This window comes from Salinihabitans flavidus, from assembly GCF_900110425.1.
GTDB classification, from domain to species: Bacteria; Pseudomonadota; Alphaproteobacteria; order Rhodobacterales; family Rhodobacteraceae; genus Salinihabitans; species Salinihabitans flavidus.
Window position 1 is genome coordinate 303,973 of record NZ_FODS01000002.1, and the last position, 15,601, is coordinate 319,573.

The window sequence follows — 15,601 nt, forward strand, 5'->3', positions numbered from 1 at the left end:
GCGTCAAAGGCGGCTACATCTGTGCCTCCCGCCGCGCCATGAGGACGACATGAGTTTTGCGCCCGACATTCTCGAACGGCTCGCCCGGGCCCGCTCCGATCTGCGGATGGGGGTGCCCATCGTGCTCACAAGCGAGGCGGGGGCGGCGCTCGTGCTCGCCGCTGAAACACTGGATGCGCAGCGGCTGGCGGACGTGCTGGCACTGGGCGGCGAGTCGGTGCTGGCGATCACCGCGCGCCGCGCCGTCACGCTCAAGGCGCGCCCCTATGACGGCGATCTGGCGCGAGTGATCGTGCCCCCCGACGCCTCTCTTGGGTGGGTGATGGGGGTGGCCGATCCAGCGGACGATCTGCAAAAACCGATGAAGGGGCCGCTGATCGCGGCGCGCGGGGGCGATGCGACGCTGCACCGCGCCGCCATCGGCGTGGTGAAAACCGCCCGTCTTCTGCCCGCCGCGCTGGTACTGCCTCTCGCCGATGCCGCCCGCTTCGCGCTCGACCACGGGCTGACGGTCATTCCCACCGATCTCGCCGCACCGCATTTCGCTGCGATGAGCCCACTGCATCCCGTTGTTCATGCCCGCTTGCCGATGGAAGCGTCAGAGGCCGGGCGCGTACACATCTTCCGCCCCGAGGACGGCAGCGAGGAACATTACGCCATCGAGATCGGCAAGCCGCCGCGCGACAAGCCGGTGCTTGCGCGGCTGCATTCGGCCTGTTTCACCGGAGATGTTCTCGGCTCTCTGAAATGCGACTGCGGCCCGCAACTGCGCGGCGCGCTGGCGCAGATGGGCACGGCGGGGGCAGGCGTATTGCTCTATCTCAATCAGGAAGGGCGTGGCATCGGTCTGGCCAACAAGATGCGCGCCTACAGCTTGCAGGATCAGGGCTTCGATACCGTGGAGGCGAACCACCGGCTTGGGTTCGAGGACGACGAACGCGATTTCCGCATCGGCGCCGACATCCTCAAGACAATGGGGTTTTCCGCTGTGCGGTTGCTGACCAACAACCCGCGCAAGATCGAAATGATGGAGAAGACCGGCATCGCCGTGACAGAGCGTGTGCCGCTCAGGATCGGGGAGACCGCCCACAACCGCGCCTATCTCGCGACCAAGGTAGCAAAATCGGGACATCTTCCGTGATCGCATGTCCCGCCGATATCGTGCTCACCCCCATGGGACTGCGCTTTCGGTCGCGGCGTTTTGCCTGCACCATCGGGCGCGGCGGGGTGACAACGGCCAAGCGCGAAGGCGACGGCGCCACACCCGCCGGAACGCACCGCATTGTCGGTATGCTCTACCGTCCCGACCGTATACCGCGCCCCGCGCCCTGGGCCACGCCGATTGTTGTGGACGATCTGTGGTCGGATGCCAGCGGCGAGGCACATTACAACCACATGGTCCGTGCGCCCTACCCGCACAGCCACGAGGCGCTGCGCCGCGCCGATCCGCTTTATGATCTGGTGCTGATCACCGACTGGAACTGGCCCAATGCCCAGCCCGGCCACGGCTCTGCCATCTTCATCCACCAGTGGCGCCGCCCCGGGGTTCCCACCGAAGGCTGCATCGCCCTGCGCCGCGATCACCTGCACTGGATCGCCGCACACCTCGCGCCCGGCGCCCGCTTTCTGGTGCCCGCCCGCGGCTGACGACTCCTCATACCTCCCCGTCCCATCAACTTTGTCTGAAACACTTCAGGTTTTGGCACACAGCACTTCCTGAAACGCCGTCGCATCGACATGCCAGAAATGTGGCAAAAGCCCCTGACCGCGCTCGAACATCCCAGATGCCGATTCCCAACCGTCGAAGTCACCCAGAACCAACGCACAACCCCGAACACCTGCGCAAGGCGGCGAGCGCTCTGGAGTTCGGCTGGCGTATAGGTCCGATGAACCGTGAAGCGCTGACTTGAAAACACCAAAGGCGCCCGTGGGCGCCTTGTTTTATTGGTCGGAGTGAGAGGATTCGAACCTCCGGCCCCTGCCTCCCGAAGACAGTGCTCTACCAGGCTGAGCTACACTCCGACCGTAACCGGGGATTAGCCCAGCTTTCGAACAATGACAAGAGCCGATGAGACCGTCATTCCCCTTTGATCGCAGGCTCTGCCACATCATACCGGCCGCCAACTACGCGGTGTGTCGCCCGCTCTCGATAAAGCGACAGGATCGTTCACCATCCAGGGGACCTGAAATCCAGACGTGCAGTCTCGCGTTGCCGTCGTTGCTGCGGGCCATTCGGTTTCAAACCCGCAGATGATCACCTGTGGAAAACGCCGGAGAATGCGCCCGCCACACAAAAGCCAGCGCGAGGGCTACAGGCTCGCGTCCAGCGCCGCGATCACCGCATCGCCCATCTCGGTGGTGGAGACAGGCGTGCCGCCTTCCTTCTGCATCAGATCCGCGGTGCGCACACCATCGGCGAGCACCTTTTCCACCGCGCGTTCAAGCCGGTCCGCTTCCGCGCCCGTATCGAAGGAATAGCGCAGCGCCATGGCAAAGCTCAGGATGCAGGCGCAGGGGTTGGCCTTGCCCTGCCCGGCGATGTCCGGCGCGCTGCCATGCACGGGCTCATAAAGCGCCTTGGGCCGCCCGTTCGCCATTGGCGCGCCGAGGCTCGCGGACGGCAGCATACCAAGGCTGCCGGTCAGCATCGCAGCGCAATCCGAAAGGATATCGCCAAACAGGTTGTCGGTCACGATCACGTCGAACTGCTTGGGCGCGCGGACAAGCTGCATCGCGCCATTGTCGGCATACATGTGGCTCAGTTCGACCTCGGGGTAGTCCGCGCTCACCTCCGTGACGACCTCGCGCCAGAGGACGCCCGATTCCATCACGTTGGCCTTCTCCATTGAGCAGAGTTTGCGATTGCGCTTCATCGCCAGATCGAAGGCCGCGCGCGCCACGCGCTCGATCTCGCTTTCGGTGTAACGCTGGGTGTTGATGCCGACGCGTTCGTTGTTCTCGGTGAAGATCCCGCGCGGCTCTCCGAAATAGGAGCCCGAGGTCAGCTCGCGCACGATCATCAGGTCGAGCCCCTCGACCACCTCCCGCTTGAGCGACGAGAAATCCGCCAGCGCGCCGAAACACTGCGCCGGGCGCAGGTTGGCGAATAGATCCATCTCCTTGCGCAACCGCAGAAGACCCCGCTCCGGCTTCACGCTGAAATCCAGATCGTCATATTTGGGTCCGCCCACGGCGCCCAGCAGAACCGCGTCCACCTCCTGCGCCTTCGCCATCGTGTCGTCGTGCAGCGGCGTGCCATGTTTGTCATAGGCCGCCCCGCCCACGAGATCCTCGCTGACATCGAAGGCCATGCCGCGCTTGTCGCCATACCAGTCGATGATGCGGCTGACCTGCGCCATGACTTCGGGGCCGATGCCGTCACCGGCGAGAATGAGAAGGGAAGGGTTGCTCATGGAATGTCCGTCCTTGGTCAATAGCGTTCCGCCAAGGGCGTAGCGGCAAGCCCGGCAAAGATCAAGAAACGACCGGCCGCAATCCCTCGCTCAGCGCCTGCCAGACTCGGCGGATGCGCGGCGTGTGCCGCATCGCCTCATGCGCCGAGAGCCAGACCGGCAGGGGTGGCAGCGCCATGTCGGGCAAAAGCCGCTCCACCCCCGGATCGGCCTGCCCTGTCGTGATCTGCGCGAACCCGATGCCGCATCCCGCCCTCACCAGCTCCCAATAGGCGCTCTGGTTGTCGCAGCGCACACTGAACATCTCGCGCGCGGCGGGAAATCCCATGTCCCGCATGATCCGCAAAATCAGATCGTTGCGATCATAGCCCACCATCTCATGATGCAGCAAATCCTCGGGCACCGACGGGCGCCCCGCCCGCTCCAGATAGGACCGCGCCGCGAACACGCCGATCCCGATCTCGCCGATATGCTGGGCCACAATATCGAGCTGATCGGGGCGATACATGCGCACCGCGATGTCTGCCTCCCGAAACAGAAGGTTCTCCGATCCATCCGAGGGCACGAGGTCGATGGCAATTTCCGGCTCCGCGCGCCGCAGCCGCGCCAGGATCGCCGGCAGGACGTGATGCGCCATGAACACGCTGCTGGCGATCCGCACATCGCCCCGAAGCCGCGACTGTCCACCCGCCGCCGTCAGCGCGATCCGGCCCATCGCAGCGCGCATCTCCTGCGCCGCCGGAAGCACCTCCTGCCCCAGCGCAGTGAGCGTCAGGCCTCGCGGCACCCTCTGGAAGAGCTCCGCGTCCAGCTGCGATTCGAGCGCGCGGATCTGGCGGCCCAGCGTCGGTTGGCTTGCCCCCAGCCGCCGGGCGGCCTGCGACAGCGATCCGGTCTCGGCGACGGCAAGAAACGCCTGCACCAGCGACCAGTCGAGCGATGAGAGTCGGTCATTCATTCAATAATGAATAGCACATCTGCGATCTCAACCAATTTCCAAATTCTCGCGCATGGACAAGACTTCCCCCATCCCAACCAGACAGGAGATTGTCCCATGCAACAGACCGCTCTCATCCTTGGCTCCTCCGGCCGCTTCGGCCGCGCCAGCGCAGAAGCCTTCGCCGCCGCCGGCTGGCAGGTGCGCCGCTTCGACCGTGCGCGCGACGACCTCATGCAGGCGGCACGCGGCGCCGATGTGATCGTGAACGGCTGGAACCCGGCCTACCCGGACTGGGCCACCAATGTCCCGCACCTTACCCGGCAGGTGATTGCCGCCGCGAAAGCACATGACGCCACCGTGATCGTGCCGGGCAATGTCTATGTCTATGGCGACGGCAGCCCGCAAGTCTTCGACCTGACCACGCCCCACGCCGCGACAAATCCGCTCGGCCGCATCCGCATCGAAATGGAGCAGGCCTATCGCGCCTCCGGGGTGCGCACCATCCTGCTGCGCGCAGGCGATTTCATCGACACGCAGGCCTCTGGCAACTGGTTCGACCTGATGATGACCCCGAAGATCGCGCAGGGGCGTTTCACCTACCCCGGCCGCCGTGACATCCCCCATGCCTGGGCGTATCTGCCGGACATGGCCCGCGCCGCAGTGATGCTGGCAGAGCGGCGCGACACCCTCAACCGGTACGAGGAGGTGGGTTTTCCCGGTTACACGCTGTCGGGCGATGAGATGGCCGCCGCCCTCGAACAGGTGACGGGGCGGGCCTTGCGCGTGAAACCTCTCAACTGGCTACCCCTGCGACTTGCCGCGCCAGTCTGGAAAATGGGCCGATGCCTGGTGGAGATGCGCTATCTGTGGAACCTGCCGCACCGGATCGGGGCGGTGCGTTTCGATGCCCTTCTGCCCGGCTTCCGGCATACTCCGCTGGACAAGGCGCTCGCCTCCGCTCTGCCGCAGGTGGCGCTGCGCCCCGCCCCCGCCGCTCAGCCGTCCAGATCGACCCAGATCAGCCGGTGACGGCTCGCCGCGCCCGCCGCATCGTGCAGCGCCTCTCCCGGCGCGGGCCAGACCACCCCCGCGCCCATCACCCGCCAGTCGGCGGAGGGCAGGATCACATCCGCCCGCCGCCGGCCCGGCCCCGGCGGCGGCCAATCGACGGTGTCGCGCCCGGCCAGCGGATCCTGCAACCGGGGGTCAGTCACAAGCGCGCGGATCGCCCCTTTTCGCCCCTCGCCCCGGCGCGGATCGTTGTTGGCCACGCCCATCACAACAAAGCGCCCCCCGGGCGGCGGCACATTCAGCGCCCCGTCAAGATAGCGCAGCCAGAAACGCAGCTCATCGGCATTGCGCAGCCCGTTGCGATCCTCGGGTCCGTCGAACACCGGCGTCGTGGCGTGAAAGGCCAGGATGGTGACCTCCCCGCCCGGAACGGCGACCGGTACCGCCCAATGGCCGACCGACGACAGTCGCTGCACCGCCTGCGCCCCCTGCGATGGAAACGGCCCCGCCACCGACACCGGAAGCCGGGCCCCCGGCAGATCGCGCCAGAGCATCGCGGAGAAGTCGACCACCCCGCCTTCGCGCACCGGGTGGCGCGACAGGATCGCAAGCCCCCCTTCCCCGGCGAACTTCCCGTACCCCTGCGCATCCGCCGCCTCGCCCAGACGGCCATTGCCGTCGAGATCGTGACCGCTGGCCATCCCGCTGTTGGGCCGAAGCGCGAAAAGATGCGAATAATGCAGACCCGCCTCGGTGATCACGTCGCGCAGCGCCCTCAACCCGTGCAGATCGTGGTCGAAATCCACCCCCTGAAGCACAAGCACATCCGGCGCCGCCCCGGCCACCACCCGCGCCACGGCCCGCCCCTGCACATCGCCGCGCAGCAGGTCGCGCAGCATCAGCCCCGGCCCCTTGCGCGACAATTCAGTGTGAAAACTCGCCACCCGAAGCGGCTCTGCCTGCGCCGGCAGGCAAACCGCGATCAGCGCGATCAGACCGAGGATCAGACGGCCTGCAACCCCCGCGCCGCCGCATAGGCGCGCTTGCGGTTCTCGTCGATGAGCTGCGCCACTCGCAGCATCGCCATGCCGCGCATGATCAGGCTCGCAGGTATGAAGGCCCATCCGCTTATCGTCCATATCAGGGTTTGCGGATCGTCAAGGTAGATCGGGTCCACCAGATCCGACATCATCTGCACAATGGCCGGGATCAGGAACGGCATCAAGAAACCGAACGCGATATTGAGTTGCCCGTCGCGGTTGAGCCGGGGCAACACGTCCCCCCCTGCGGTCGGATCGAACAATGGAAGGTTCACCCAGACATTGAACGCGCCGCCCCGCGCCGGCCAGTCGAGGATGCGAACGTAGAAATAGAACACCGCCAGCATGATCAAGGAAATCAGATAGGCCAGGCCCGAGGCGCTCCTCACCGCCACGACAAGCTGTTGCGAAGCATCGTCGGGCAGCATGATCACCATGAGTTGCACCGGCGAGTATGGAAAATCAATCACATTGCCCACCACGACGCCCAGTGCTTCGAGAAAGGAACTCAGGGCATTGGGTTCGAACCGCGCCCGTGCGATTATGGAAAGCGACAGGACTGTCAGGAAGATCGCGATGAATCGCAGCCGGTTGAAAGGCGGCGCATAGCGGAACTCGACGATCGACGGGTAACGCGCGAAATACTCGATAAAAATCAGACATCCGGTGAACAGTGCAAACAGCAGAACAATCTGCGTCGCGTCCAAACCAACATTGGGAAGTATCAACGCTGGCGTCGCAAGCAGCAACGCCATCAGGAATGCCCGCACGATGGCGGAAGTGAACTGCTCAAACACGGTCTCGTTCCCTTCAACCTGGAGCGCCGCGATTCTTTGCCGCGTGCTGTATCCAACCTGATCCCGCCTGCTCCGGCGGGCTGCCTCATTATTGCCTCAATCCTGCCCGGTTTCCCCAAAGGTCTCAAGCCTCGGTGTGAAAAGACTCCTTCCAGGCCCGGCAATCGGAGCAAAGTGGTGCGGCGTTGCATCAATGGGCAGTGGGAAAAACCCTTCTAATCCAAAGTTATGCCATATCTTGTGCCCCATTGGTCGAAGTCCACAAGCCGCCGAAGGCCCTTCCCTGGTAAAATGCAAAGAGGCCGCCCTGCTCTGCAGGACAGCCCCAAATTGTGCCAGGATTGCGGCAGAAAAACGGATCAGACCCAGGGGCGCTCCGCCGAAAGCCGCGCCTCGTAGGCGTCGATCGAGGCGACCTTCTCCAGCGTCAGCGCGATGTCGTCGAGCCCGTTGAGCAGGCAATGTTTGCGAAACGGGTCCACCTCGAAGGAAAACACTTCGCCGTCCGACGTGGTAACCTCCTGCGCCTCGAGATCGACTGTCATCCGGGCGTTCTCACCCTTTTCCGCGTCCCTTATCAGAACATCAACCTGGCTTTGCGGAAGCTTGATCGGCAGGATGCCGTTCTTGAAGCAGTTGTTGTAGAAAATATCCGCGAAGGACGGCGCTATCACGCATCTGATCCCGAAATCCTTGATCGCCCACGGCGCGTGTTCCCGGCTGGAGCCGCAGCCGAAATTCTCCCCCGCCACAAGGATCTCGGACTTGCGGTATTGCGGCTTGTTGAGTACGAAATCCGCGATTTCCTTGCCGTCGTCGTCATAGCGCATCTCGTCGAACAGGTTGACGCCAAGCCCCGACCGCTTGATCGTCTTGAGAAACTGTTTGGGGATGATCATGTCGGTGTCGATATTCACCAGCGGCATGGGCGCCGCGATCCCGGTGATCTTTTCGAATTTTTCCATTCGCTCTGTCTCCTTGAAACGGTTGGCGGGACATCCCCGCCCTTCAGGGTCGGGCGGGGTATCCCCCCGCCGCACCGTTCACATCATCTCGCGCACGTCGGTCAGGTGGCCGGTGATCGCCGCCGCCGCCGCCATCGCCGGGCTGACGAGATGGGTGCGCCCGCCCCGGCCCTGACGACCCTCGAAATTGCGGTTCGACGTGGCCGCACAGCGTTCGCCGGGCGAGAGTTGATCGGGGTTCATCGCAAGGCACATGGAACAGCCCGCGAGCCGCCATTCGAACCCCGCCTCCTGAAAGATCTCGGCCAGCCCCTCTTCCTCGGCCTGGGCGCGCACAAGGCCCGATCCGGGCACGATCATGGCGCGCAGGCCCTCCTTGATCTTCTTGCCCTTCACGACATCGGCCACCGCGCGCAGATCCTCGATCCGGCCATTGGTACAGGAGCCAATGAACACCGTGTCGATCTCGATATCGGTCAGCTTCATCCCCGGCGTCAGGCCCATGTAGTCCAATGCGCGCTTGGCCGCCTCGACCTTGCCGCCGCTGAACTGCGACGGATCGGGCACATGCCCCGAAATCGGCAGCACGTCCTCGGGGCTGGTGCCCCACGTCACAACCGGCTCGATCTCTCCGGCGTCAATGATGATCACCTCGTCAAAGACCGCATCCTTGTCCGAATAAAGCGTCTTCCAATACTCCAGCGCCTGTTCCCACTGCGCGCCCTTGGGGGCGTGGGGGCGACCCTTGATATACTCAAAGGTCGTGTCGTCCGGCGCAATGAGACCGGCGCGCGCGCCGCCTTCGATCGCCATGTTGCAGACCGTCATCCGCCCTTCCATCGATAGCGACCGGATCGCCTCGCCGCAGTACTCGATCACATATCCGGTGCCGCCCGCGGTCCCGGTGCGCCCGATGACCGTAAGGGTGATGTCCTTGGCCGTCACACCGGGAGGAAGCTGCCCGGTGATCTCCACCTTCATGTTCTTGGATTTGCTCTGGATCAGCGTCTGTGTGGCGAGCACGTGCTCGACCTCCGACGTGCCGATGCCATGCGCAAGCGCGCCAAAGGCGCCATGCGTCGCCGTATGGCTGTCGCCGCAGACCACCGTCATCCCCGGCAGGGTCCAGCCCTGTTCCGGCCCGACGATATGCACGATCCCCTGCCGCACATCGTTGACGGGGTAATAGTTGATGCCGAAATCTATCGCGTTGCGGTCGAGCGCATCGACCTGGATCCGGCTTTCCTCGTTCTCGATTCCATGCACCCGGTCGGGGGTCGTGGGCACGTTGTGATCGGGCACGGCGATGGTCTTGGCCGGGGCGCGCACATCGCGGCCCGCCATCCGCAACCCTTCGAAGGCTTGCGGGCTCGTCACCTCATGCACGAGATGCCGGTCGATATAAAGCAGGGTGGTGCCGTCTTCGGCTTCATGCGCGACATGCGCATCCCATATCTTGTCATAGAGTGTCTTGGGGGACATATGTCCTCTCCCCTTCGATGAATGTGGCGATAGGCTGCATGACTTCGGGGCGCGCGCGTCCACGGCGCGGCCCGCGCGCGATCATAGCGCGGCGTTGACCGACTTGGACTGACCGAAAAAGCGCCAGGGCAGAAAGGCGCGGTCGTCTATGTCATAGATGCGTTCCATGCGTTGTCCTTACACCTGTCGATGTCTTGCATCAAGATAGGCATTCACAGCCGCGCAAGGAAGACCGCGCTCATCGAAAGACCCACCGCGATGATGAATCCCCGGATCACCACCGGCGGCAGAACCCGGGCGAGCCGCGCGCCGGCGAACCCGCCCAGAACGGCCGCCGCCGCCATCATCCCCGCCTGCGGCCATGCCACCAGACCGGCCACCGCGAATGTCGCCACCGAAATGGCCGAAATCACGAAGGACAGCGCATTCTTGAGCCCGTTCATCTGGCGCAGATCCACCATCCCCCACAGCGCGAAGAGCGCCAGAAGAACGATTCCCAGCCCGCCGTTGAAATACCCCCCATAGACCGATACGAAAAACAGCCCCACCGCCCCGTAGGGCGTGGCCTTCACAGGGCTGCGCAGCATCCAGATCTGCAACCGCTTCTGAAAGGCGAACGCCAGCGTCGCCGCCAGCAGAAGAAAGGGCACCACCACCGAAAAGACCTCGTTGGAGGACACCAGCAGCAGAAGCCCGCCACAAAGCCCGCCCGCCAGCGCCACCCCGCACGCCCAGTAGAGCTTCTTGCGCGGCAGTGCGGTAATCTCCGCGCGGAAGCCCGCCGCCGCCGCGAGATAGCCGGGAAAGACCGCCACCGCGCTCGTGGCATTGGCCAGCACCGGCGGCAGCCCGGCAAAGACCAGCGCCGGAAAAGTCAGGAACGTACCGCCGCCCGCCAGCGCATTGACGATGCCGGCGCCGAAACCGGCCAGAAGGATCAGGACAATCTCGCTCATGCAAGGCTGCTAGGCCAGCCCCGCGCCGGGTGCAAGCCGTTTACGCGGGCGCGGTTTATTTCCTGTCATTGATCCGGGCGCCGCTTTAATCTTACCCTTGGGCGAACGGGGGAGCGGCGTGAAAAACGAAACGACAGCAACGACCTACGACATCGCGCAGACCGGCACGCCGCAGGCGGGCGCGCCGGATACCGCCGCTCAGGGGGCGCCACCGGACCCCGAGGCCCCCGGCTCGCTGGAGTTGACGATAGGACTCTGGGAAGACCTGTTCCGGTTCGCCTCCAGTCTGCTGCGTCCCTGGAATGCCTATCAGGTGCTTATCGCGTTGGCGCTTCTGGTGCTGGCCTTCGCGCTCTCGCGCCTGTTCGGTCCGCGACTGCACCAATGGCTACGCACCCGTGAAGGCTGGCCGAAATGGCGGTTGCGCTACATGCTGATGCTGTACCGCCGCCTTGCGCTGGTCTTCTTCGTGATCGTCCTCTGGGCCATGGTGCTGATCATGCGCGAGGTGACATGGCCCAGCCGCTCCTACATGCTGGTCATTCTGGCCCAACTGGCCACCGCGTGGCTGGTCATCGCGTTGATCGCGCGACTGGTTCACAACAATTTCCTGCGCATGGTGCTGCGCACCGGGGCCTGGGTCTGGGTGACGCTGAACATTCTGGGACTGGAGCCGGACGCGCGGCAACTTCTCGACTCCATCGCTCTTGAAGTCGGCCAGATGCGTCTCTCTCTGCTGACCCTGCTTCAGGCGGTGGTGATGCTGGCGCTGACGCTGGCCGTGGCACGATTCCTGGCGCGCAACACCGCCGCCAATATCAGCCGGAACGAAGACATCTCGCCCTCCATGCAGGTGTTGGTGGTCAAGTTCCTTCAGGTTCTCTTCTACGGCGCGGCCTTCTTCATCGGCCTGCGCATCGTCGGCGTCGATCTCACCGGGCTGGCGGTCTTGTCGGGCGCCATCGGCGTCGGCCTCGGCTTCGGCCTGCAAAAGGTGGTCTCCAACCTCGTCTCGGGCATCATCATCCTGCTCGACAAGTCGATCAAGCCGGGCGACGTGATCTCGCTTGGCGAAACCTTCGGCTGGATCAACTCGCTGGGCGCGCGCTATGTCTCGGTCGTGACTCGCGACGGCAAGGAGTACCTGATCCCGAACGAAGATCTGATCACCGGGCAGGTGGTCAACTGGTCCCATTCCAACGATTTCGTGCGGCTCGACATCTACTTCGGCACAGCCTACGCCAACAACCCTCATGAGGTCCGGCGCATCGCCATCGAGGCGGCGAAGACCGTGGACCGCGTGCTCAGTCATCCCAATGCCCCGGTCTGCCATATCGTCGGCTTCGGCGACAGTTCACTGGACTATATTCTGCGCTTCTGGATCTGCGATCCGACCGGCGGGCTCACCAATATTCGCGGCAATGTCTATCTCGCCCTCTGGGACGCGTTTCGTGAAAACAGCATTTCCATTCCCTTCCCCCAGCGCGAGGTCCGCCTTCTCGGCGACGACCCCGACCCTACCTCCGATGCGCCGGGCGCTTGATCCGGCCTGCGTTTCGCGCCAAGACTTCGGCATGAAACTCAGCCGCGCCCTCGCCCTTGCCGGGCTGTTCCTGCTTCTGGGCCTTGGCCTCTATCATCTCTCGGCCGCATGGTTCCGCGCCGGAGAGACCACCCGCGCCGAGGGGCGGCTTTCGCTCTACCGCGCCTCCACACAGGCTGAGATCGACCGCTTTTCGCATCTGACCTTCGTTCTGGCGCGCGATCCCTTCGTCCTCGCGGCGCTGCCCGGCGACGGGCGTGAGACACTCAACCGGCGCTTTGCCGCCGTGGCCGACCGCGCGGGGCTGGAAGCGGTTTATCTGATGGACACCACCGGGCTGACCATCGCCGCCAACAACGCCGGGCAGCCGGGCAGTTTCGTGGGCCAGAACTACGCCTTCCGCCCCTATTTCAAGGAGGCGATGGCCGGGCGGCAGGGCCGCTTCTACGGCATCGGCGCCACCACCGGGCGGCCCGGCTATTTCATGGCCGAAGCCGTCACCACGCCGTCGGGAGAGACGCTTGGAGTGGTGGCGATCAAGCTCGATCTGGGCAAGCTGGAACGCTCCTGGCAGGACAGCGGCGAACAGGTGCTCCTGTCCAATGCCGATGGCGTCGTGCTGCTCGCCTCCGACCCGGACTGGCGCTACCGAAGTCTGTCGGGGCTGAGCGCCGCACAACGCGCCGAGATCGCCCGCGCCCAGCAGTTCTCGGATCTGCCGCTCGATCCGCTCGACTGGCGCCCGCTGCCCGGCAACCGCGCCGACATCGGCGCGGAGCGGCAGATCCACCTGACCTCCGCCGCACTGCCTCATGGTTGGCGGCTGCATTACTTCGCCTCCGAAAGCCCGGTGCGCACCCGCGCATGGCTTGCCGTGGTGATCGCTGCCGTGATCGCCGCCATCGCGGTGCTGGTGGCGCAATCGCGCCGCTCCGCGCGCATCGGCGCCGCCCTGCGCCGGTCCGAGGCCGAAGAGGCCGACCTGCGGCAGGCCAACGCCCGCCTCGCCGTCGAGATCGAGGAACGTCGCGCGGCCGAAGCACGTCTCGAACGCACCCGCGATGAACTGGCCCGCGCCAGCCGCCTTGCCGCGCTCGGCCGTCTCGCGGCCTCCGTCACGCATGAATTGGGACAGCCCATTGCCGCCATGCGCAACCACCTTGTCGCGATGGAAATCTCGGGCCGCGCCGCGTCGCTGGCGAAACTCTCGGGGCTGGTGGAACGGATGGAGGGCATCACCCGGCAGCTCAAGTTCTTTGCCAGTCCCGACCCCGAAGCGATGGGGCCGGTGGATCTGCGCGATGCCATCCGGGGCGCCGCAACCCTCATTGCCGCCAATATCGAGGGCGCGGACGTTCACCTGAGAATGGATCTGCCAGACGATCCGGTAGTCGTCACTGGCTCCCGGCTGCGGCTGGAACAGGTCGCCACCAACCTGATGCGCAATGCCGTGGACGCGATGCAGGAGGCGCAAGCCAAGGAGCTGTCGGTGAGCCTCACGACCGCCGGAGACTACGCCCGGCTCGACATCCGCGACACCGGAACCGGGCTCAGCGGCACGGAGTTGTCCGAACTGACAGAGCCCTTCACCACCACCAAACCCTCCGGTCAGGGGATGGGGCTTGGCCTTGCCATCTCCGCCGACATCCTGCGTGACCACGGCGGACGAATGCGTGCCCGGGACCGTCGCGCCGGTCCCGGCGCCGTCTTCTCGGTGGAACTGCCACTCGCCGCCGCCACAGATCCGGCCCCGTCCGGCCACCGCGCGCACGAGGAGGCGCAGCCATGACCGGCGGCACCGGCCTGCGTGCCCTGATCGTCGATGACGACAAGGCCATGCGCGCCTCGCTCTGCGAGCTGCTGGAGGCCGCGGGCTGGCAGGTGGAGGCCACGGCGCGCGCGGCCTCGGTGGCCGAACTGCTGCCCCCGCTGGCGCCCGATGTGATCCTGTCGGATATGCGCATGCCCGGCATGTCGGGGATGGAGCTTCTGGCCAGCCTCGACCGCGCCACCGCGCCGCCCGTGGTGCTGATCTCCGCACATGGAGACATTCCCATGGCGGTCGAGGCGATGCAGAACGGCGCTTACAGCTTCGTCGAGAAACCCTGCGATCCGCGCCGCCTTCTGTCGATCCTGCGCAATGCCGCCGAACGACACCGCATGGCGCGCGACCGGGACCGGCTCAAGGCGCGGCTGGCGCGGCTCTCGGGGCTGGACCGCGTGCTTCTGGGCCAGACATCCGACATCCGCACCCTGCGCGAGGATGTGCTAGCGCTGGCCGAAACCGACACCCCGGTGCTCGTGACCGGAGAGACCGGCACCGGCAAGGAACTGGTGGCCCGCGCCCTGCACGACCTGTCGCCGCGCGCCGGAAAACCCTTCGTCGCGCTCAACTGCGCCACCTTGCCCGACACGCGGTTCGAGGCCGGCATGTTCGGCGTGAAGGGCGAGACGACCGGAACGCTGACTGCCTCCGACGGCGGCACGCTCTTTCTCGACGAGATTTGCGCCTGCCCCGAACCCGCACAGGCCAAGCTGCTGCGTGTGATCGAAACGCGCGAGATCTGGCCCATCGGCGCGCACGCTCCGGTGAAGGTGGATTTCCGCCTTGTCTGCGCCTCCAACGAAGACCCGGAGCGCGCCGTGGCAGAGGGGCGATTGCGCGCCGACCTGCTTTACCGGCTCAACACCATGCAACTCGCGCTGCCGCCGCTGCGCGCGCGGCGCGAAGACCTAGCCCTGCTGTTTCGGCATTTTCTGGATCTGCACGCCCGCACCCATGAAATCGCTCCGCCCGACCCGGGCCCCGAGGATATCGCCGCGCTGATGGCACACAACTGGCCGGGCAACGTGCGAGAATTGCGCCATGTCGCCGAACGCCGCGTGCTTGCCGCCCGGCGCGGGCGCGGCTCCGTTCTCGAGGCGATCCGCGCCGACACCGCCTTTTCAGAAGTGCCCGACACCCTGCGAGAGGCGGTTGCCGCGTTCGAACGCGAGCTGATCGCAAAGGCGATACAGGCGCACCGCGGCCGCATGGACGCCGTAGCCGAGGCGCTCGGAATCGGACGGCGCACCCTTAACGAGAAGATCGTGAAACTCGATCTCGATAAGGATGCGCTGCTCTAGGTGTTTAGTCCCGGCATCTGGTGGATCGGATTTAGGATGAAACGATCCGGCTCTGAGGTCCAGACCTTGCAGATGTATTCGTAGGGCGTGAGGCCGCCGAGAGTTTTGAGCCGCCGGGCGAAATTGTAGGCTGCCATGAAGTCTGTGAGGTGCGTGCGTAGCTGATTGTGGCTGTCGTAGTGGAAGCGCTTGACCGTCGCGTCCTTGATCGTGCGGTTCATCCTCTCGACCTGGCCGTTGGTCCATGGATGGTTGGGTTTGGTCAGCCGGTGCTCGATGCCGTTCGCCTCACAGATCATGTCGAAGCGCATCGGCCGGGAGATGATCG

The 15,601-nt window shown here is 65.1% G+C and carries 14 protein-coding genes and 1 tRNA gene; 6 read left to right on the plus strand and 9 right to left on the minus strand.

Annotated elements, in window-relative coordinates:
- Positions 1–49 precede the first annotated feature (49 nt).
- Both ribA and BMW66_RS03320 read left to right on the plus strand, forming a co-directional pair.
- Positions 50–1,141: a GTP cyclohydrolase II gene (gene ribA, locus BMW66_RS03315; RefSeq protein WP_093115357.1), complete on the plus strand. Its 1,092-nt coding sequence runs from the start codon at positions 50–52 to the stop codon at positions 1,139–1,141.
- A 32-nt stretch (positions 1,142–1,173) separates the two neighbouring features.
- A complete protein-coding gene (locus tag BMW66_RS03320; RefSeq protein WP_093115426.1) occupies positions 1,174–1,647 on the plus strand; it encodes a L,D-transpeptidase family protein in 474 nt (157 codons plus the stop codon).
- Positions 1,648–1,945: 298 nt separating this feature from the next.
- On the opposite strand, the gene BMW66_RS03325 is transcribed toward BMW66_RS03320, so the two are convergent.
- The 3 genes from BMW66_RS03325 to BMW66_RS03335 form a co-directional block, all read right to left on the minus strand.
- A tRNA-Pro gene (locus BMW66_RS03325) sits at positions 1,946–2,022 on the minus strand.
- A 287-nt stretch (positions 2,023–2,309) separates the two neighbouring features.
- Positions 2,310–3,413: a 3-isopropylmalate dehydrogenase gene (gene leuB / locus BMW66_RS03330; protein ID WP_093115359.1), complete on the minus strand. Its 1,104-nt coding sequence runs from the start codon at positions 3,411–3,413 to the stop codon at positions 2,310–2,312.
- A gap of 61 nt (positions 3,414–3,474) precedes the next feature.
- The gene (locus BMW66_RS03335; protein ID WP_093115361.1) at positions 3,475–4,371 is read right to left on the minus strand and encodes a LysR family transcriptional regulator; all 897 of its coding nucleotides are present in this window, start codon (positions 4,369–4,371) and stop codon (positions 3,475–3,477) included.
- 96 nt (positions 4,372–4,467) lie between these two features.
- Here BMW66_RS03335 and BMW66_RS03340 point away from each other — a divergent pair, with 96 nt between their 5' ends.
- The gene (locus BMW66_RS03340; protein ID WP_093115363.1) at positions 4,468–5,382 is read left to right on the plus strand and encodes a Rossmann-fold NAD(P)-binding domain-containing protein; all 915 of its coding nucleotides are present in this window, start codon (positions 4,468–4,470) and stop codon (positions 5,380–5,382) included.
- Here BMW66_RS03340 and BMW66_RS03345 read toward each other — a convergent pair.
- From BMW66_RS03345 to BMW66_RS03370, 5 genes are all read right to left on the minus strand, one after another.
- Complete coding sequence (locus BMW66_RS03345; RefSeq protein WP_342741841.1) at positions 5,349–6,263, minus strand: endonuclease/exonuclease/phosphatase family protein; 915 nt, start codon at positions 6,261–6,263, stop codon at positions 5,349–5,351. The genes BMW66_RS03340 and BMW66_RS03345 overlap by 34 nt on opposite strands.
- Before the next feature lie 104 nt (positions 6,264–6,367).
- Positions 6,368–7,201 (minus strand): hypothetical protein, encoded by an 834-nt coding sequence (locus BMW66_RS20560; RefSeq protein WP_245729319.1) that lies wholly within the window; start codon positions 7,199–7,201, stop codon positions 6,368–6,370.
- Positions 7,202–7,560: 359 nt separating this feature from the next.
- Positions 7,561–8,166, minus strand: coding sequence for a 3-isopropylmalate dehydratase small subunit (gene leuD / locus BMW66_RS03355; RefSeq protein ID WP_093115365.1), 606 nt, complete (start codon positions 8,164–8,166; stop codon positions 7,561–7,563).
- Between the two features lie 78 nt (positions 8,167–8,244).
- Positions 8,245–9,648, minus strand: coding sequence for a 3-isopropylmalate dehydratase large subunit (gene leuC, locus BMW66_RS03360; protein WP_093115367.1), 1,404 nt, complete (start codon positions 9,646–9,648; stop codon positions 8,245–8,247).
- Between the two features lie 212 nt (positions 9,649–9,860).
- Positions 9,861–10,604: a sulfite exporter TauE/SafE family protein gene (locus BMW66_RS03370; RefSeq protein ID WP_093115371.1), complete on the minus strand. Its 744-nt coding sequence runs from the start codon at positions 10,602–10,604 to the stop codon at positions 9,861–9,863.
- Positions 10,605–10,839: 235 nt separating this feature from the next.
- On the opposite strand from BMW66_RS03370, the gene BMW66_RS03375 reads away from it, so the two are divergent.
- Genes BMW66_RS03375 through BMW66_RS03385 form a run of 3 tightly spaced genes read left to right on the plus strand, consistent with a single transcriptional unit; the run spans position 10,840 to position 15,273 of the window.
- A complete protein-coding gene (locus BMW66_RS03375; protein WP_093115432.1) occupies positions 10,840–12,147 on the plus strand; it encodes a mechanosensitive ion channel family protein in 1,308 nt (435 codons plus the stop codon).
- A gap of 31 nt (positions 12,148–12,178) precedes the next feature.
- On the plus strand, positions 12,179–13,936 hold the full coding sequence (locus tag BMW66_RS03380; protein ID WP_093115433.1) for a sensor histidine kinase: 1,758 nt from the start codon (positions 12,179–12,181) through the stop codon (positions 13,934–13,936).
- Positions 13,933–15,273 (plus strand): sigma-54-dependent transcriptional regulator, encoded by a 1,341-nt coding sequence (locus tag BMW66_RS03385; RefSeq protein ID WP_093115373.1) that lies wholly within the window; start codon positions 13,933–13,935, stop codon positions 15,271–15,273. The genes BMW66_RS03380 and BMW66_RS03385 overlap by 4 nt, the downstream gene beginning before the upstream one ends.
- Here the strand turns inward: BMW66_RS03385 and BMW66_RS03390 are convergent.
- Positions 15,270–15,601: integrase core domain-containing protein (locus BMW66_RS03390; RefSeq protein WP_139196115.1), on the minus strand; the 332-nt coding region annotated here is incomplete at its 5' end. The genes BMW66_RS03385 and BMW66_RS03390 overlap by 4 nt on opposite strands.